This is a genomic window from Geomonas diazotrophica, assembly GCF_018919385.1.
GTDB classification, from domain to species: Bacteria; Desulfobacterota; Desulfuromonadia; order Geobacterales; family Geobacteraceae; genus Geomonas; species Geomonas diazotrophica.
The window spans coordinates 97,986-115,981 of record NZ_JAHLMF010000008.1; the positions used below are offsets into that span (position 1 = coordinate 97,986).

Annotated in this window: 16 protein-coding genes; 6 read left to right on the forward strand and 10 right to left on the reverse strand. The window is 62.4% G+C overall.

Annotated elements, in window-relative coordinates:
• Positions 1-50: 50 nt before the first annotated feature.
• The 6 genes from KOM00_RS10400 to KOM00_RS10425 form a co-directional block, all read right to left on the reverse strand.
• Positions 51-2,552, reverse strand: a complete 2,502-nt coding sequence (locus tag KOM00_RS10400) for a glycogen/starch/alpha-glucan phosphorylase (RefSeq protein WP_216498853.1) — start codon at positions 2,550-2,552, stop codon at positions 51-53.
• A gap of 166 nt (positions 2,553-2,718) precedes the next feature.
• The gene (locus tag KOM00_RS10405; RefSeq protein WP_216498854.1) at positions 2,719-4,698 is read right to left on the reverse strand and encodes a monovalent cation:proton antiporter family protein; all 1,980 of its coding nucleotides are present in this window, start codon (positions 4,696-4,698) and stop codon (positions 2,719-2,721) included.
• A gap of 11 nt (positions 4,699-4,709) precedes the next feature.
• The gene (locus KOM00_RS10410) at positions 4,710-7,397 is read right to left on the reverse strand and encodes a cation-translocating P-type ATPase (protein WP_216498855.1); all 2,688 of its coding nucleotides are present in this window, start codon (positions 7,395-7,397) and stop codon (positions 4,710-4,712) included.
• A 25-nt stretch (positions 7,398-7,422) separates the two neighbouring features.
• Positions 7,423-7,893, reverse strand: a complete 471-nt coding sequence (locus KOM00_RS10415) for a DUF3124 domain-containing protein (protein WP_216498856.1) — start codon at positions 7,891-7,893, stop codon at positions 7,423-7,425.
• 72 nt (positions 7,894-7,965) lie between these two features.
• Positions 7,966-8,115, reverse strand: a complete 150-nt coding sequence (locus tag KOM00_RS10420; RefSeq protein ID WP_216498857.1) for a hypothetical protein — start codon at positions 8,113-8,115, stop codon at positions 7,966-7,968.
• Positions 8,116-8,121: 6 nt separating this feature from the next.
• Entirely contained in the window at positions 8,122-8,376 is a 255-nt protein-coding gene (locus KOM00_RS10425; RefSeq protein WP_216498858.1) for a hypothetical protein, read from the reverse strand.
• 319 nt (positions 8,377-8,695) lie between these two features.
• On the opposite strand from KOM00_RS10425, the gene KOM00_RS10430 reads away from it, so the two are divergent.
• The 3 genes from KOM00_RS10430 to KOM00_RS10440 all read left to right on the forward strand — a co-directional run bounded on the left by KOM00_RS10430 (position 8,696) and on the right by KOM00_RS10440 (position 12,556).
• Positions 8,696-10,072, forward strand: coding sequence for a sigma-54-dependent transcriptional regulator (locus KOM00_RS10430; protein ID WP_216498859.1), 1,377 nt, complete (start codon positions 8,696-8,698; stop codon positions 10,070-10,072).
• Positions 10,072-12,078: a cache domain-containing protein gene (locus tag KOM00_RS10435; protein ID WP_216498860.1), complete on the forward strand. Its 2,007-nt coding sequence runs from the start codon at positions 10,072-10,074 to the stop codon at positions 12,076-12,078. Before KOM00_RS10430 ends, KOM00_RS10435 begins: the two co-directional genes overlap by 1 nt.
• A gap of 67 nt (positions 12,079-12,145) precedes the next feature.
• The gene (locus tag KOM00_RS10440; RefSeq protein ID WP_216498861.1) at positions 12,146-12,556 is read left to right on the forward strand and encodes a bacteriohemerythrin; all 411 of its coding nucleotides are present in this window, start codon (positions 12,146-12,148) and stop codon (positions 12,554-12,556) included.
• 140 nt (positions 12,557-12,696) lie between these two features.
• On the opposite strand, the gene KOM00_RS10445 is transcribed toward KOM00_RS10440, so the two are convergent.
• Positions 12,697-13,563 (reverse strand): hypothetical protein, encoded by an 867-nt coding sequence (locus KOM00_RS10445; RefSeq protein ID WP_216498862.1) that lies wholly within the window; start codon positions 13,561-13,563, stop codon positions 12,697-12,699.
• A gap of 503 nt (positions 13,564-14,066) precedes the next feature.
• Positions 14,067-14,423, reverse strand: coding sequence for a response regulator (locus KOM00_RS10450; protein ID WP_216498863.1), 357 nt, complete (start codon positions 14,421-14,423; stop codon positions 14,067-14,069).
• Between the two features lie 471 nt (positions 14,424-14,894).
• Between KOM00_RS10450 and KOM00_RS10455 the strand changes: the two genes are divergently transcribed.
• Together KOM00_RS10455 and KOM00_RS10460 are read left to right on the forward strand one after the other, a co-directional pair.
• Positions 14,895-15,404: a DoxX family protein gene (locus tag KOM00_RS10455; protein ID WP_268898997.1), complete on the forward strand. Its 510-nt coding sequence runs from the start codon at positions 14,895-14,897 to the stop codon at positions 15,402-15,404.
• Positions 15,405-15,433: 29 nt separating this feature from the next.
• Complete coding sequence (locus KOM00_RS10460; RefSeq protein ID WP_216498865.1) at positions 15,434-15,613, forward strand: putative signal transducing protein; 180 nt, start codon at positions 15,434-15,436, stop codon at positions 15,611-15,613.
• A 38-nt stretch (positions 15,614-15,651) separates the two neighbouring features.
• Here KOM00_RS10460 and KOM00_RS10465 read toward each other — a convergent pair whose 3' ends face one another.
• Positions 15,652-16,044, reverse strand: a complete 393-nt coding sequence (locus KOM00_RS10465) for a pyridoxamine 5'-phosphate oxidase family protein (RefSeq protein ID WP_216498866.1) — start codon at positions 16,042-16,044, stop codon at positions 15,652-15,654.
• A 319-nt stretch (positions 16,045-16,363) separates the two neighbouring features.
• On the opposite strand from KOM00_RS10465, the gene KOM00_RS10470 reads away from it, so the two are divergent.
• Complete coding sequence (locus KOM00_RS10470) at positions 16,364-17,416, forward strand: rhomboid family intramembrane serine protease (RefSeq protein ID WP_236026880.1); 1,053 nt, start codon at positions 16,364-16,366, stop codon at positions 17,414-17,416.
• A gap of 32 nt (positions 17,417-17,448) precedes the next feature.
• On the opposite strand, the gene KOM00_RS10475 is transcribed toward KOM00_RS10470, so the two are convergent.
• Positions 17,449-17,877, reverse strand: a complete 429-nt coding sequence (locus KOM00_RS10475; RefSeq protein WP_236026881.1) for a hypothetical protein — start codon at positions 17,875-17,877, stop codon at positions 17,449-17,451.
• Positions 17,878-17,996: the final 119 nt, after the last annotated feature.

The following is a 17,996-nucleotide window of genomic DNA, read 5'->3' on the forward strand; positions in this document are numbered from 1 at the left end:
AATCTTGAGAAGAAGTTGACATCCGGGAAGGCGCTCCCCTTCAGGAGGGTTCACCGGGGGGTGGGGCTCACCGGACGGAGGTGCCAGATCTCCTCGTTGTACTGGGATATGGTTCGATCGGTGGAGAACTTGCCGCTTCTCGCGCTGTTGACGATGCTCATCCTGGTCCACGCCTCCCGGTCCAGGTAGGCCTCGGCGGCCTTTCTCTGCGCCCTGACGAAGCTGCGGAAATCGGCGGCAACCATCCATGGGTCCTGCGGGCTCATGATCGCTTTTACGATGGGATCGAAGATCCCCTTCTCGAACATGTTGAAGTGCCCGCTGGCCAGAAGCTGCATGACCCGCTCCAACTCCGGGTCGGCGGCCACGATGCCGGCGGGGTTGTAGCTGCGGCGCTCCCGTTCCACCTCCTCGGCGGTAAGGCCGAAGACGAAGAAGTTTTCATCGCCGACTTCCTCGCGGATCTCGATGTTGGCGCCGTCCAGGGTGCCGATGGTGATGGCGCCGTTCATCATGAACTTCATGTTTCCGGTGCCGGATGCCTCCTTGCCTGCGGTGGAGATCTGCTCGGAGAGGTCGGTGCCGGGGCAGATCACCTCCATGGCGGTGACGCGGTAGTTGGGGAGGAAGGCCACCTTGAGCCGCCCCCCCACCACCGGGTCGTCGTTCACCACGCGGGCCACGTTGTTGATCAGCTTGATGATCAGCTTGGCCATGTAGTAGCCGGGAGCGGCCTTGCCGCCGATCAACACGCAGCGGTCGGTCCACCCCTCGGTGTCGCCGCGCTTGATCCGGTCGTAGAGGTGGATCACGTGCAACACGTTCAGGAGCTGGCGCTTGTACTCGTGGATCCTTTTAACCTGGACGTCGAAGAGGCTGTCGGGGTTGAAGGTGACACCGCACTGCTCCTGCACCAGGACCGCTAGACGCTCCTTGTTTGACCTTTTCACCGCGTGCCACTCCCTGCGGAACTCCGGGTCCTCGGCGTAGCGCACCGCTTCGGAGATCAGGGAGAGGTCGGCCACGAAGCCGTCTCCGATCCTGGAGGCGAGGAGCCTGGTGAGCCCGGGGTTGCAGCGGGCGAGCCAGCGGCGCGGCGTGACGCCGTTGGTCTTATTGTTGAACTTCTCCGGCCAAAGCTCGTAGAAATCGCGGAAGAGCCCCTGCACGAGGAGCTCGGAGTGCAGGGCGGCCACACCGTTCACCGAAAAGCTACCGACGATGGCGAGATAGGCCATACGCACCTGCTGCACCTCACCCTCCTCGATGATGGACATGTTGCGCAGGCGCTCGCCGTCGCCGGGCCAGCGGCTAGCCACCTCGGCCAGGAAGCGGGCGTTGATTTCCAGGATGATCTCCAGAAGGCGCGGCAAAAGTTGCCTGAAAAGCGGCACCGACCATTTCTCCAGGGCTTCGGGGAGCAGGGTATGGTTGGTGTAGGCCATGGTACGGGTGGTTATGCGCCAGGCCTCGTCCCAGGAGAGTCCCTGCTCGTCCATGAGCAGGCGCATCAGCTCGGGGACGGCGCAGCTTGGGTGGGTATCGTTCAGCTGGAAGCTGTTGCGCTCGGCGAAGTGGTCGAAGACCTTCCCCTGGCGCGAGATCCAGCGTTCAATGACGTCCTGCAGGCTCGCGGAGGCCAGGAAGTACTGCTGCCTGAGCCGGAGCGCCTTGCCGTTCTCGCTGGCGTCGTTTGGGTAGAGCACCATGGTGATATTTTCCGCCTCGTTCTTCATGGCGACTGATTCGGTGTAGCTCCCGGCGTTGAACTCCTCGAGGTCGAAGACGTCCGTGGCGGCGGCCTTCCAGAGCCTCAGCGTGTTCACGGTACCGTTTCGGTACCCCGGGATCGGGAGGTCGTAGGGAACGGCGAGCACTTCGTGGGTGTCGAGCCAGCAGTAGCTCACCGTGCCGTCGTCGCTGCGCCTGGTCTCGCAGCGCCCGCCGAAGCGAACCCGCTGGGTGTATTCGGGACGCTCCATCTCCCAGGGGTTGCCGTCGCGCAGCCAATGGTCGGGCTCCTCGACCTGGCGGCCGTCCTCGATGCGCTGGCGGAACATGCCGTATTCGTAGCGGATGCCGTACCCCATCACCGGGAGCTGCAAGGTGGCACAGCTGTCCAGGAAGCAGGCGGCCAGGCGCCCCAGGCCGCCGTTGCCGAGCCCGGCGTCGATCTCCTGCTCGGCGAGTTCCTCCAGCTGCAGCCCCAGTTGCTGCATCGCCTCTGCCGCGGGTTCGTCGAGACCGAGGTTGAGTACGGCGTTGCCCAAGGCGCGTCCCATGAGGAATTCGAGCGAAAGGTAATAGCCGGTCTTCGTGTCGGCGTTGATGTAGGCGTAACGGGTGTTGTTCCAGCGCTCGATCAGGCGCTCCCGGACGGTGTAGGCGATGGCCTGGTAACGGTAGCGGATGTTGCGGCAGAACTTGTCCCGCCCCAGGTGGTGGAAGTAGTGGTGTACGAAATCCTTGACCAGGCCGTCGGCGTCCATGGGGAGCGCCTCCAGCTCGCAGATGTCTTTAGGGCAAAGGATATTCTTTTCCTTGTCGTGCATAAGCGAGAACTCCTTTTGCTGAAAAAGTGACCGGTGCCCGGAGGCAACCGGTACATTCTACACCTTTCGGCGTACAGATGAGGTTACTGAAGCAGGGAAAGCGGGCGACGGGGAGTGAAGGGCGAATGATCACTCGCCCCTACATACACCTCCGGCTGGCGCGGGCTTAAGCCGGTTCGAAGAGCTTGGCCGCGGCGCGCATCTGCTCCGGAGTAGCCAGAAGGAGCGCGGTGTCCCCGTCCTTGAATTCCCAGACCGGGTCTGGATTGGCGATGATCTCGTCCCCCCGCTTGATGGCCACCACGGTGGCTCCGGAACGAGAGCGCAACATCCCTCCCCTGAGGCTCTCCCCCTCTATGGGGGCGTTTTTGCGCACCCGGAAGCTGCCGATCTCGGCGCCGGAGAGAAAACCGGCGATGCCGACGGCATGGCTGTGGCGCTTGCTCACGCTGCGCAGCATCTCGTAGCCGTCGCGCCTGACGTCAGCGATGCACTCTTCGATCACGTCCTGGGGGATCAGGAACCGCTTCAGCACGCGGAACAGGATCTCCACGGAGGTCTCGAACTCCTCCGGGATCACCTCGTTCACACCCAGCCGGAACAGGGGCTCCATCTCCAGGAGATAGCGGGTGCGCACGATCACGTGGATCGAGGGGTGCATCTTCCTGGCCTGCGCCGCGATGCGGCGACTGGCTGCTGCATCCGATATGGCCACCACCACGATGCGGGCGTCGCGTATCCCAGCGTGCTCCAGGATCTCGGGCTTCGACGCGTCGCCGAAGATGATCTCCTCCCCTTCCCTTCTCAGGCTGCGCACCGTGAATGGGTTTGTCTCGACGATGACGCGCGGGATCTCCAGGCTCTTCAGGATGCGGGCCAGGTTCTTGCCGTTCACACCGTAACCGACGATGATGACGTGGTCCTGGTAGCCGACCTTCTCGCCGTTTTGGGCAAGGCTGCTCCGGCCGCGGGTCCAGGAGTGCGGCAGCGTGGCGGTCATGAAGTCGGCCACCGGCCCCGCCAGCTTCATGCACAGGGGGGTGAGCGCCATGGTGGCGATCGAGGCGGCCAGGAAAAGCTGGTAGGTCTCCGGGGTGAGCAGCCCGTACTTCAAGCCGCTGCGCGAGAGGACGAACGAGAATTCTCCGATCTGGGCCAGCGAGAGCCCGGCGATGAGGGCGATGCGCATGGGGAGGCCGAGAACGAGGCCGACCGCGGAGGTGAGCAGCGCCTTGACCAGGATGATGGAAAGCACCAGGCCGAGCAAAAGGAGCGGGAACTTGAACAGGATGGCAGGCTTCAACAGCATCCCGACCGAGATGAAAAAGAGGCTCATGAAGGCCTCGCGAAAGGGCATGATGTCGCTGAGCGCCTGGTGGCTGTACTCGGATTCAGAGATGGCGAGCCCGGCGATGAAGGCGCCCAGGGCGAGCGAGAGCCCGACCTGCGCCGTAAGCCACGCGGTCCCCATGCCGATGAAGATGATGGAGAGGACGAAGAGCTCGCGGCTCCGGGTCTTCACCACCTGCTCGAAGAGCCAGGGGACTACGAAGCGGGCGCCGTAATGGGCGCCGACGATGACCGCCCCCGCCTTGGCGGAGACGATGGCGATCTCGACGAGCCCCTGTCCCCCACCGGCGAGAAACGGGGTGAAAAGCATCAGGGGGACGATGCAGAGGTCCTGGAAGATGAGTATGCCGAGGGCGGCCTTACCCTGGGGCGTGTCCATCTCGCCCGCGTCCATCATAAGCTTCATCAGGATGGCGGTGGAGGAGAGCGCCACCAGGAACCCGAAGAAGACCGCCTGCGAGAGCGGGAACCCTCCAACGGTACCCAGGGCGGCGACCGCTGCGATGGTGAGGACGAGCTGCAGACCGCCCCCCAGGAGCACCATGTGGCGGATGCGCATCAGTTCCTTCAAGGAAAACTCGATGCCGATGGTGAACAACAGGAGCACCACGCCGTACTCGGCCATCTGCTCGACCTGGTGGCTGTCCCTTATGAACCCCAGGGCGTAGGGGCCGGCCAGAAGGCCGGTGATCAGAAAGCCGATGATGGAGGGGAACTTGAACCTGCGCAGCACCACCACGGTGAACAGGGCCAGACCGAAGAGCACCACGATGTCGCGTAGAGCGTGAAAATCCATGAAACCTCACCTTATATAAATGCAGAGTCTCGGCGCCGCAAGAGCCACTTGGTCAGCTCCAGGACGGGGACGACCGATCCGGAAGCGAGGATGATGACTCCCCAGTCGAGCGGTGTCAAGGAGAAGGTGCCGAAGGGGCGGTGCAGTACCGGCAGGTAGACCACGGCCAGCAGCAGGCAGATCTCCCACGATACCGCCAGGTTCAGCCACCTGTTGGCGAAGGGGCGCCTGAATACGGAGTCGCGGTCCGAGCGGAAGTTGTAGGCCTTGAAAAACTGGATCAGTACCAGCGACACGAAGGTCATGGTCATCGCCTCCGCATCGGAGCACCCCGAGGCGCGGGCCCAGGCGAAGAGCGCAAGGTTCACCAGCGTGGACCAGGCGCCGCCGGCCAGGATCAGCGTCACCACGGAGCGGTTGAAGATGCCGCGCGAGGCGTCCCTTGGGGGGCGGCGCATGAGATCGGGCTCGGCGGGGTCTACCGCGAGCGCCAGGGCGGGGAGGCCGTCGGTGGCGAGGTTCACGTACAGGATCTGCACCGCGCTCAGCGGAAGCGGCAGCCCCATGAGCATGGCTCCGGCCATGAGGCCGATCTCGCCGATGTTCGAGGACAACAGGTACATCAGGTACTTCTTGATGTTGTCGAAGATGGCACGCCCCTCTTCCACCGCGGCCACGATCGAGGCGAAGTTGTCGTCGGTGAGGATCATGGCGGCAGCCTCCTTGCTGACCGCGGTGCCGGTGATTCCCATGGCGACGCCGATATCCGCTTTTTTGAGCGCCGGCGCATCGTTGACCCCGTCGCCGGTCATGGCCACCACCTCGCCTCGCTTCTGCAGGGCCGCGACCACCCGGAGTTTGTGCGCAGGCGAGACCCGCGCGTAGACCCCGATCGACTCGACCTCCCGCTCGAGGGTCGCGTCATCCATCGCCTCCAGCTCGGCCCCGGTGACGACCCGCCCATGCTCCAAAAGCCCCAGTTCCCGCGCCACCGCTACTGCGGTGACCGGATGATCCCCCGTGATCATGACCGGCCGGATCCCCGCCTCCCGGCAGGTGCCGATGGCGTCGCGGGCCTCGGGACGGGGGGGATCGATCATCCCGACCAGGCCGAGAAAAGTCATGCCGCTCTCCGCCCCGGCGCGGTCGGTTCCCTGTTTGCGCGCGACGGCGAGTACGCGCAAGGCTCCCTCGGCCATGCCGCGCGCGGCCTCGGCGATGCGCGACCGCGCGGCGTCATCGAGCGGGGGCTCCCCTGAATCGGCAAGCTGGGCGGTGCAGGCGGACAGGATCACCTCCGGCGCCCCCTTGGCGCAGGCAACCAGACCGGACTCTTCCCGATGCAGCGTGGTCATGCACTTGCGCTCCGAGCTGAAGGGGATCTCGTCCAGGCGGGGGTAGCGGGCCGCGAGTTCTTCCCGCTCCAGCCCCGCCTTGGCCGCGGCGACCACCAGGGCGGCCTCGGTCGGGTCTCCCTGGGCGGTCCAGCTCCCCGCGCTCTCCCCAGGTATCACCCTGGCGTCGCAGGCCAGCAGGCCGACACGCAGCAGTTCGAGAAGCAAGGGGGGAGGCGCCACCACACGCCCCTCCCGCGAGAACTCCCCCTCGGGGGCGTACCCGGCACCGGAAACCTCGTACCAGGCGCCGGCGCAGTAGCATCTGCGCACGGTCATCTCGTCTTTGGTGAGCGTCCCGGTCTTGTCGGAACAGATCACCGTGGTGCTCCCCAGGGTCTCTACTGCGGCAAGGCGCCGCATCAGTGCGTGGCGCTTCACCATGCGCTGCACACCCAGGGCGAGCGAGATGGTGACCACGGCGGGAAGCGCCTCGGGGACCGCCGCAACTCCCAGGGCAATCCCGAAGAGAAGCATCCCCACGAACGGCTCGCCGCGCAGCAACCCGCCCGCCACGATGACCGCCACCCCGACCAGGGCACAGCGCGCCAAAAGGCTCCCCACCCGGTCCAGGTTCTCCTGCAGCGGGGTTCTCCCCCCTTCGATGCCGGAGATCATCCGGGCGATGCCGCCGAACTCGGTTTCCATGCCGGTGGCAACCACAACCCCGGCCCCGCGGCCGTAGCTCACCACGGTCCCGGCGTAGGCCATGTTGCGCCGCTCCGACAGCGGGGCCTGGGCATCTGCCAGGAGCGCCGCGCTCTTGTCGACCGGAAGCGATTCGCCGGTCAGCGTCGCCTCTTCGAGTTGCAGCCCGTAGGCCTGGGTCAGCCTGACGTCGGCCGCCACCCGGTCCCCGGCCCGCAAAAGGAGCAGGTCCCCCGGCACCAGTTCGCGTGCCGCCACGGTGACCTCCGCACCGTCCCGCACTATCCTGGCCTCGGGCGCCGCCATCCGGCGCAGGGACTCCAGGGAGCGTTCCGCTCGGTATTCCTGCGCGAAGCCGAGCAGGGCAGCGAACAGCACGATGACGGAGATGGCCGCCGCCTCCAGGGCATGCCCCAGGAAAGCGGAGAGCAAAGCAGCCAACAGCAGGATCACGATGAGGACGTTTTTGAACTGCCGGAACAGGACGGACCAGGGGGAGATCGGCCGCACCGCTTCCAGTTCGTTGGCACCGTAACGCGAGAGCCTGTCGGCGGCCTGGGGTGAATCGAGTCCTGCCGGGGAGGATACCAGCCGGGCGTACAGCTCGGCCGTGTCGAGGGTGTGCCAGGGGGCATGGTCCTGCGTCGCCCGGATCACGGCTTTGTCTCCAGGGCGCGCCTGCTCACCTGATGCCGGGGCGGATGGCCTGACCGGGGCTGACGAAGGAGATTCCCTGCCCGGAGGTGGCGCCGATCATGACGCATTCGATGATGGGGGTGTTTATGGTATGGTCGGCCTGCCACTTCACTATGAAATTGGCGCCGAAGCCCCCCGCCACATCCTTCTCCTCGATGTGGACATAGGTGCTCGCCAGGGGCGCCAGTGATAGCGGCTTGTCCTGGTAATGGCGAAGCAGTTTTCCGCTGGTGTCGTAGTAGTCGATGGAGGTGATGCGAAGCCAGGAATCCATGTCCGTGTTCCTGATGCTGAGGGTGGTGGCCAGCTGGAACGGAAGGCTGCGCGGCCCGCTGAAGACGTTCGAGTAAACCGGCACGTAGACGGTCTGCCCCTTGGAGAGGCGGACGTCGGAGGCGGACCAGCCCGCGGCGGGCAAGGCCAAGAGAGAGAGGAGCAGACAGGTGACAAGGCGCATGGGAAACCCTCCGGTTCATGCTGCGGCGGCCAGGAAGATGACAGGGCCGCCGAAGCGGTAGGCAGGCGTCGGCTAACGGTTTAGAAACGGCACCAGGCCGCGCAGCAGATCCATGGTGAAGTTCACCCCCGCCAGGGCGCCCAGCGTCCCCGCCACTCCCAGAAGCAGGGTTGCCAGGGTGTTCCTGAGCTTCCAGGCGCAGGGAATGAGGGTGAACGACATGAGCAGTTAAAGAGCCAGCGTGAGCACAAACGCTGAAAAGCGCAGATTGGCCGCAACGCTGAATATATCGATGACCGTGAGTGCGACGGCGATGCAACTGCAGCGCAACAGCATCGCCCTGGCGTCACACCTGACCGCAGAGCGAAACACGATCACCCAAAGTACGGCCTTTAATAGGATAGCAAAAAAAATCATGGCGGCTCCCTGTTGCTGTTTTTTTTCAAGATGCAGGTCATTATTGGCGGTCAGAGAATAGCACAATCACCCCGGGATATGGTTATTGAAAGGATAAAGTGGTATGATCAATGGCTTTGGGGCCCGTTTTTAGATTGAGACAGCAATGCCCTTGTATCTAAACAGCAGCCGTCATCACTGATCCAGTGACTCCCGCTGTTCTACCAGACGACGCTGAGCGAGCCTGCACGGCTCGGCAAAAGGGCTATTTTCCCTTGACAACAAAGCCCCCGGCGAAAGATATTGAACCGGTGTTTACAGACACCGTTTCCCGGTTTCACACGGGATTACGAGGAAACCTGCAGGAAACGCGCAGGCACCCCGCAGAGGCAACAGGTGACAAGACATGTATAACGGCAAGGTGATCATTTGCGACGACGAGGTCGAGATCCTCAGGTACCTGAGCAAGATTCTATCGGCCAAGGGGCTGGAGCTGGAAGTGTTCAGTTCCGGCACATCCCTGATGAGCTGCCTGGAAAACCGGGGCCTCGACGACGGCGACCTCATGCTGCTCGACGTCAAGATGCCCGACCTGGACGGGCTTGAAATACTTCAACGCGTAAAGCGGATGAAGCTGGACGTCCCGGTGGTGATGATGACCGCCTACGCCTCCATCAACTCCGCCATCGAGGCGATGAAGCTTGGTGCCTACGACTACGTCACTAAACCCTTCCCCAAGGAGAAGATCTTCGGGATCCTGGAAAAGGTCCTGGAGCGCAAGGAACTGCTCAAGGAAAACATCGCCCTCAAGGACGAGCTGGGCATCCCGTCCGCGTCCACCCCGCTCATCTTCACCTCCGAGACTTTCAGGCGGGTGCACGACATGGCCATGCTGGTGGCCCAAAGCGAGTCCAACGTGGTGATCCTTGGTGAATCGGGCACCGGCAAGGAGCTGGTCGCCAGCCTGATCCACAACAACAGCCCCAGGGCCAAGGAGCGCTTTCTCACCATCAACTGCGCCGCCCTCTCCGACACCCTGCTGGAAAGCCAGCTCTTCGGCCATGTAAAGGGCGCCTTCACCGGGGCCATCACCGCGCAGAAGGGGCTTTTGGAGGCGGCGAACCACGGCACCCTGTTCCTGGACGAGGTGGGGGACATGAGCCAGGCCATCCAGGCGAAACTCTTGCGCGTGCTGCAGGAGGGAGACTTCATCCCGGTGGGTGACACCAAGGCCAAGAGTGTCGATATCCGCTTCCTGGCGGCGACCAACAAGGACCTCGAGGAGGAGGTGCGCCAGAAGCGCTTCCGCGAGGACCTCTTCTTCCGGCTGAACGTGATCTCGCTCCACCTCCCCCCCTTGAGGGACCGGGGAGAGGACATCGAGCTCCTGGCGCGGCACTTCCTGGCCAAGTACGCGGCGCGCATGAAGCGGGAGATCACCGACTTCACCCGCGAGGCGATGCAGCTTCTGAAATCGTACAACTGGCCCGGCAACATCCGCGAGCTGGAGAACGCCATCGAGCGCGCCGCCATCCTGACCCGCGGCAGCACCATCACCGCCGAGACCCTGCCGGTCTGGCGCACCCCGCCGCCCCCGGAAACCAAGCAGGAAGGTGGCAAGCGCCTGGTCTCGCTGGAAACCGTGGAGCGCGAGCACATCCTGCACGTCCTCAAGGCATCCGGCAACAACAAAAGCCGCGCCGCCAAGATCCTGGAAATCGCCAGGCGCACCCTGGACCGCAAGATCGAGGAATACGGACTGGAAGACGAGGGAGTGCGCTGATGCTCAGGCGTTTCCCGATCCGGGCCAAGCTCACCGTCGGCTCCGTCGCCCCCCTCTTCGTCGCCTTCTTCATCTGCTCCCTGGCCGGCCTCTACATCATCAACGACAAGATCGCGGGGCAGGCCCAGGAAAAGGTGCGCACCGACCTCAACTCGGCGCGCGAGGTGTACCGCAACGAGCTGGAGCGGATCCGCGAACTGATGGATCTCACCGCCACCAACCCCTACAACTCCAACTCCATCGTGGCCGGCGAGCGCAACATCAGGTCGCTTTTGCGCAGCCGGATGGAGAACAAGCACCTCGACATCCTCACCGCGGTCGACGCCTCGGGCAAGGTCCTCTTCCGCGCCCACAGCCCCGAGCTTAAAGGCGACCGGCAGTCCTCCTATTTCGTTGAGCAGGCGTTGAAGGGAATCGCCATCACCGGGACCACGGTGCTTACACCGGAGGAGCTCGGCAAGGAAGGGATCACCCTCACCAACCGCGCCACCATCCCTCTCATCTCCACGCCGCACGCCCGCCCGCGCGCAGACAAGACCGAACGCTCCGGGATGATGATGGTGTCCGCCTTCCCGCTCAAGAACAACTCGGGCACCGTGATCGGCGCGCTCTACGGCGGGATACTCCTCAACAACAACAACGCCCTGGTCGACAAGATCAAGGAGATCGTCTACGAGGGGGTCCAGTTCAAGGGGACCGACGTGGGGAGCGCCACCATCTTCCTGGGCGACGCCCGCATCGCGACCAACGTGCGTACCACCGATGGCGCCCGTGCCATCGGCACCAGGGTTTCGGAGCAGGTCTACAAGCAGGTCATCCTCGACAAGAAAAAATGGATCGGCCGCGCCTTCGTGGTCAACGACTGGTACTTCACCGCCTACGAACCGATCATCGACCTCCAGGGGAAGGCGATCGGCTCGCTCTACGTGGGGATGCTGGAAAAGCCGTACACCCACATGCAAAAGAGCGTCAACTCCATCCTCTACCTGGTGCTCTTCGTCACCTCGCTGATCGGCATCGCCGTTTCCGGCTTCATCGGGACGCTGCTGGCGCGCCCGATCAAGGAGCTCGAGAAGTTGGCCCACCGGGTGGCCCGCGGCGAGCGCGACCTGCAGATCGAGGTGCAGTCCACCGACGAGGTGGGCGACCTGGCCGAGGCCTTCAACCTGATGACCCGCGCCCTGGGACGCCAGGAGGCGGAGATAGGGCTTTTGCACCGGGCCCTGGAGCTTAAGATCGAGGAGCGCACCGCGCAGCTCTCGGACAAGACCAAGCTCTTGGCCCAGACCCAGGCGGACCTGGCGCGCGCCGAGAAGCTCGCGGACCTGGGGATCGTGGCCGCAGGCGTCGCGCACGAGATCAACACGCCGCTGGCCATCATCCGCGGCAACACCGAAGTCCTGGAGATGTGCCTCCCCAACGAGCACCCCAACCGGGAAGAGGTCGAGATCATCAGCCAGCAGACCGAGCGCATGGCGAAGATCGTGGGGAACCTTTTGACCTTCGCACGCCAGAAGTCGCTGAACCAGCGGCAGTTCATGGTGCACGAGGTGCTGGACGACATCGTGGCCCAGATCCGGCACCAGGTCCCCATGGACGCGGTCTCGGTGAAATGGGAGTACGACCTGAACCTGGGGCCGGTCACCGGGGACACCGACCAGCTGAGGCAGGTGTTCAGCAACATCATCCTGAACGCGGTGCAGGCCATGCTTCCCGACGGCGGGACCCTAAGGCTCACCACCCGCCGGCAAGGCCCCGGCAACGGCTGCATCGTGGAGGTCCGCGACACCGGCAAGGGGATCTCTCCCGAGCACCTGGAGAAGATCTTCACCCCCTTCTTCACCACCAAGGACACCGGGACCGGCCTCGGCCTCTCGGTATCCTACGGCATCGTCAAGGACCACGGCGGGGACATCAGGGTGTCGAGCACCCCGGGGATGGGAACCTGCTTCGAAATAGAACTGCCGGGGGTGGACCCTCTCGCCCCTGGGGAAAGCGAGCAGTGACGCTCCCGCAGCAAAAGGGCCGAGCGCCCGCCATCACGACAGCACCCAAACGAAAAAGGAGCGAGACATGAACATCGAGTGGACCAGCGACCTGGCCATCGGCGTGACCGAAATCGACGAGCAGCACAAGGAGATCTTCAGGAGGTTCGACCGCCTGCTGACCGCCTGCAACGAGGGTAAAGGCAACGAGGAAGTCCTCAAGCTGTTGCTCTTTCTGGAGGACTACGTGAAAGAGCATTTCACCGCCGAAGAGGAACTGCAAAAGCGCAGCGACTACCCGGACTACCCCGCGCATAAATCGCAACACGTAAGCTTCATGGCCAACGTGGACAAGCTGACCCGCTCCTTCCGCGACGAGGGGGCGACCCTCCCGCTGGTGATCCAGACCAACCGGACCCTCGCCGACTGGCTGATTCAGCATATAAAGAGGGTGGACACAGCCTTCGCGCGCTACCTGCGCGAGCAAAAAGCGTCCTAACGCCCCTACGGCGCCAAATAAGGGGCCGCAGTCCCGGGCCCGAAGCTACCGCAAAAAAAAAGGTCCCCCTCGTGCAGCGAGGGAGACCTTTTCATTTATGAGCGCAATCGGCGGGCGGGGAGCGCCTGAGATGCGGCGCCTCAGGAGGGCTTCTTCGCCTCGGCCGTCCCCTCGGGTTTGCGCGCGCCGTCCTTGCCGTGCCTGAAGGACTTCCTGTGCCGCGAACGGCTGCGGGGACGATCGCCTGCCGCGGGCTTTGCCTGCTGCTGAACGGCCCCCTTTTCCTTTTCCTTCTGCGGCTGGTTCTTTTGTGACTGATCCTTTTGCTGTTGCTCGGGGCGGTTGGGCGACTTGAGCCGGGCGATCAGGTCGCGCGCCCAGTCGGCATCGCCGTCACAGCATTCCTGGGCGACATACTGCAGGTCCTCGGGCGTGGTCTTGCTGGACTTGATCTTGAAAAGCCGTTCGATCAGCTCGCGGGACCAGTAGTACTCCCTGATGTATTTCTTGCCGTCGATCTCGTCGTAGCTGTAATCGGTGCAGGGGACCACGCTCTTCAGCCACTGCGGGGTGACCTTGAGCCGGGCCGCGGCAGCCTCCTGCTCGTGGTGATCGTGATCCTGCTTTTTGCGCACGACGTTGCTGCCGGTCCCCTTTTCCTCGGCCGCCGGGGCCGTCTGGGACAGCGCCAGGTGTTCCAGGTAGCGACCCAGATCCTCCAGCGCCGGGACGCTGAGACGCGAGATGGTTGCGTCGGAGCGGTAGACTACGCCGGGGCGATCGACGCGGAAGTCGACGGCGGGCTCGTTTTCCCCTTCCTGGACGCCGACGCTCACTTCGAGGTCGAAAGAGCCGCCGGCCAGTTGTTCGGCGAGGTCGCCTTCGACAGCGTCGAGGATGAGCCCGGTGAGACACTCCTTGAGTGCCCCTTCTTCCACCCTGAAGTAGGCGTGGCCGTGGAGCTTGGCAAGCTGGTCGGTAACTTTTTGCAGATGTTCAGTGGTCATGATGAAATACCCATCCCTACATTCAATGTATTTCTCGTGGCCAGAAGCAGAAGCTGTGGCCGCCGCTTGGCAAAACACTACCCTAGCACAAGCAGGGGCAAATCGCATACACCATTTTGGTGGCGGGCCGGAAGCAGGAAGAATAAGGAACTCGCTATCGAACCCGATTGGTGCAGGATGCCCCCGACACAGCTGTCGTCAGAACGAAAAAAAATGGGAGCCGGTACGGCTCCCATCGACATCAAACTCTAACTGATAGACAGACAGCATACGCGGCCTCTACGGCCACAACATCAAAAACTCCAGGATCTCCATCAAATACGGCAAAAAGTGTAACATTTAAAAGAACATTGCATTCACCAAATCACATCAATGCATCGCATTTCATCGCATAACAACCATTCAAACCTATACAGAACATTGCATCACAAAAGCATCTGCAGCATGGCACAACATCAACAAAAATCACATAACATCAACAACATCACAATAAAAGCTAGAGTTTAGGCAGCCAGGGCCTGGTACAGCTGTGCGGGCAAAAACGGCTTCCGCAAAAAGGTGCTTCCTTCGCTACGCAGCTCCTTGGGGGGAGTCTCGAACTTGGAGTATCCCCCGCTGCAGAAGACGATTCGCGTGCTGCCGCCCATGTCGCGGATCTCGCGCGCCGCTTCGACCCCGGTCATCAGCGGCATGTCGATGTCCATGATGGTGATGTCGGGGCGATGTTCGCGGTATTTCTCGACAGCCTCGATACCGTTGGCAGCCTCCGCCACGATGATGTGCCCTTCCCTCTCCACCATGAAACGCAGCATCAGCCTGATATCTTCGACATCATCAACAATCAGGACCCTTCTCTTCATTTCACACCCCAATGCATTGAATCGAGTACTGACCATGTCCAGCAGGCATTAACAGTTTATCTGCCGAAAACGTGCCCAAATTGTGCAAACTTCGCACATTCGCCGGGGATCAACGCCTTTATTAAAAAACCTGATGCCGCGCCCTGCAGTCAACCCGACGAAATCCTTGTCCATTTGCTAACACCATCTGCGGTGAATTAATCCAACGTCCTCAAAATGCAACGGCGCGCGAGCGTAAGATGGCGAAGAGGACGGCAGGCAGCTTGGTCTTTACACCGAATCTGGCGCGGGGTAGCGCGAAATGACGTAGCCACCCAGGCAAAATGCCCCACCGGAACGGCTCTCAGAAGGACTCTTGCTTTTGCAAAGGATATGATTAGAATTTGCTAAGCAAAAATTCCAGAGAGAGCAAGTGTGGGCAAGATGAACTACGCCGAGTCGGGCAACCAAACGACAAAAGGAGGACGGACGATGGAAAGGTTATTGCTGACCAACGACAGCTGGACCGGGACTGTACTGAGAATCGGACTGGGACTCGTGATGTTGCTCCACGGAGCCCAAAATCTGCTAGGATGGTTTTGGGGACTGGGGTTTGAGCAGGCGATGGCTGTGTTGACCACACAGCTTGGACTGCAGAAGATAGTCGGCGTCCTGGTCATCATGACCCAGTTCTTCGGAGGTATCGCACTAGTGCTGGGGGCCTACGTACGAATCGCATCCGTTGCCGTTATCGGGGTGATGCTGGCCTCATTCGGTGTGCTGAACTACAGCAACGGTTTTTTGACCACCTGGAGCGGGAAACAGCTGTCGCCGGGGGTGGAGTTCCAGCTTCTGGCAATCACGGTGGCGGTCACCATCACGATCTGGGGCGCAGGCCGCTGGTCCATCGACCGCGCCTTGGAAAGCCCGCGCAGCAGGATCAGCCGCGAACGTGCGGCGAGAGAGGCCGAAATGACCATTCAGCCCCCCTCGCACCTGTAAGGCGCGCCAGCGAACAAGGAGGATAAAACATGGTGAAGTTCTACGATGCCAGAAGCGAAGCCGAATTGGCCCGCGTCGAGGCGGTGCTGAAACAAGGTGGGGTCGAGTACTTCGTCACCGACCTCGCAGAGGAAAATGTAACCGGTGAGATCGAGGTAGCGGAGGAAGACCTGCCCAGGGCAGAGGAACTGCTCCTCAAGACCCAGTAAAGCTGTAATGGCACGTGAAAGTGCAATAGGTCCGCATCCTACCCGAGCGGGCGGTCCGAATGAGCATCGGCAGTAAAAGCCATCACGCCTTCCACCCTGATCTCGAGCCTCCACTGCACCTGCGGCAACCCGGCAGGCTCGAGCTCAGGGGCATATCCGTTCAACACCGCAGTGTCGGTCGCCTTCTCCACCTTCCCCACGAACTGATAACCGTTTCCCGTATCGTCGGCAATCACGACCGAAACGTGAGGGTTGTCCTGCAGGTTCTTCATGGTGGTGGGGCAAAACCAGGACTCGAACACCAACCGGTTCGGGTCGAACAGTGTGATGCCCCTCCCTGCCGCAAGATGCGGATGACCACCGGTATCACAGGTAGCCACGAAGGCATGCCCTACCCGCTCAGACAGTTCCCTTATCTTTTCACTTATCATGTTGACGTACCTCCTCTTGCCGATGCGGATCAGTCGGCGATGCCAGCGCATCCTTATCGGCACCCGGCGTGAGGGATGGCGGTTCCTGCTGTTGGGAATGCCGGATCGTTCGCCAAGAGGCCGGACCTCTTGTGGCACCGCCGATTTGGTCAGCCTGCCCCTGGATCGCATCCTCGTTTCTCCTTGGGATCAATCTTTTCGTCTGCCCCCCTTGATTTAACCGTGCGTCAGCATTAGGTTCTTGTAGCACCGCGTGAAAAATAGTCAAGGAAGGGGTCGGAGCCGCGGTTTGGGCGGGCCGACTGCAGGTGGAGAGCAGATGGAGCCGCCAGAAGAGGAGGCCTGCAGCGGCACCGCGGCCCCTTTAGTAATGACGTCGGAAGAAGGATCTGACATACTGTCCGGCATGACCGGGAATCAAGACCAAGACCAGAACCATAGCGTAGAGCCGCGTGACGACTGGCGTATCGTCCCGGTCTGGCGGGTGGAGGAGCGGGGACGCAAGCTGTCCATGCGCCAGGCCCGCCTCTGGGCGCTGGTGCTTGAGTCCCGTTACATAGAATGCCGACTGGAACCGGGACCGCGAGGGTGGCAGCTGTGGGTCGCCCCCGAGAACTACGACGCCGCCTGCCGGGAGCTGCACCTCTACGTTGAGGAGAACCGCAACTGGCCGCCGTTCCTGCCGCCTGTGCATCCCATGAAGGAAAACACCCTCCCCACCCTTTCCATCCTGGTCCTGCTGGCCACCTTCCACAACCTGACCAACCTGGACCTGAAGATACTTGGGCACTACCCGGTCGACTGGCTCGCGATCGGCAATGCCCACGCCGGACTCATCCTCAAGGGGGAATGGTGGCGCCTGGTGACGGCCCTGACCCTGCACGCGGACGCGCTGCACCTGATCAGCAACCTTGCCATTGGGGGGGTGTTCATCGTCTACCTCTGTCGGGACCTCGGCTCGGGGCTCGCCTGGACGCTACTCCTCGCCTCCGGTGTCTGCGGCAACCTGGCTAACGCGTACATCCAACTCCCCAGTCACACCTCGGTGGGGGCCTCCACGGCGGTGTTCGGCACGGTGGGCATCCTGGGCGCGCTCACCATGATGCGCTACCGGCACCACCTGCGCAGGCGCTGGCCGCTACCTATCGCCGCGGCGCTTTCGCTGCTGGTGCTGCTAGGCACGGAAGGGGAAAGGACCGACCTGGGCGCACACCTCTTCGGTTTCCTGTTCGGGTGTCTGTTCGGATTTGCGGCTGAACTGCTGGTGGGATACGTAGGGAGGCCGGGGCGCCTGGCCAACGCCTTGCTCGCACTGGCCAGCGCCTCGGTAGTAGGTTACGCATGGTGGCTCGCTATCGCCCAGTCCGGGTGATTATTCGAGGGGACGGCTGATCAGGCTGACGGTCAGTCGTTGCCACGGCCATGACCGCGGCCGCGGTGGTTGCCGCCATGCCCTTCCTTTTTCCATTGCCCGTAGGGAATGTGGCGTTCCTTGGCGTAGATCTCGCGGTACTCCCTCGGCACACGGTAAACGGTGCGCGGAACTGAACTGCGCGCCACCGTGCGCCAAGGCCCGTCGTAGTCGGTGGAGCGGTACCAGCGGTTACCGCGCGGCGACCACCAGTAGCCACCGTAGAAGAAGATATCGACATCGAGACCAGGTGCGAAGTATACGCTCGTCCCCGGCACCATCACCATCGCCGGGGGGGCGCCGACCACGACCGGCGGCCCTATATTGATGCTGAGACTCACCTCTGCGGCTGCATCCCGTCCCAAAATCCCGATGAGCAGCAAAGAAACCAAGAGATAGCGGTTCAGAAAAGTTCCTCTCATAACTCCTCCTCAACCAAAACAGGTTTCCAGCTCTGGCTCTTGCCTCTTGCATCTGTCCATTCGACTATGCCTTGCGACAACTCCGAAGCAAGTCAGATTATGGCCATTATAGCTCCGCC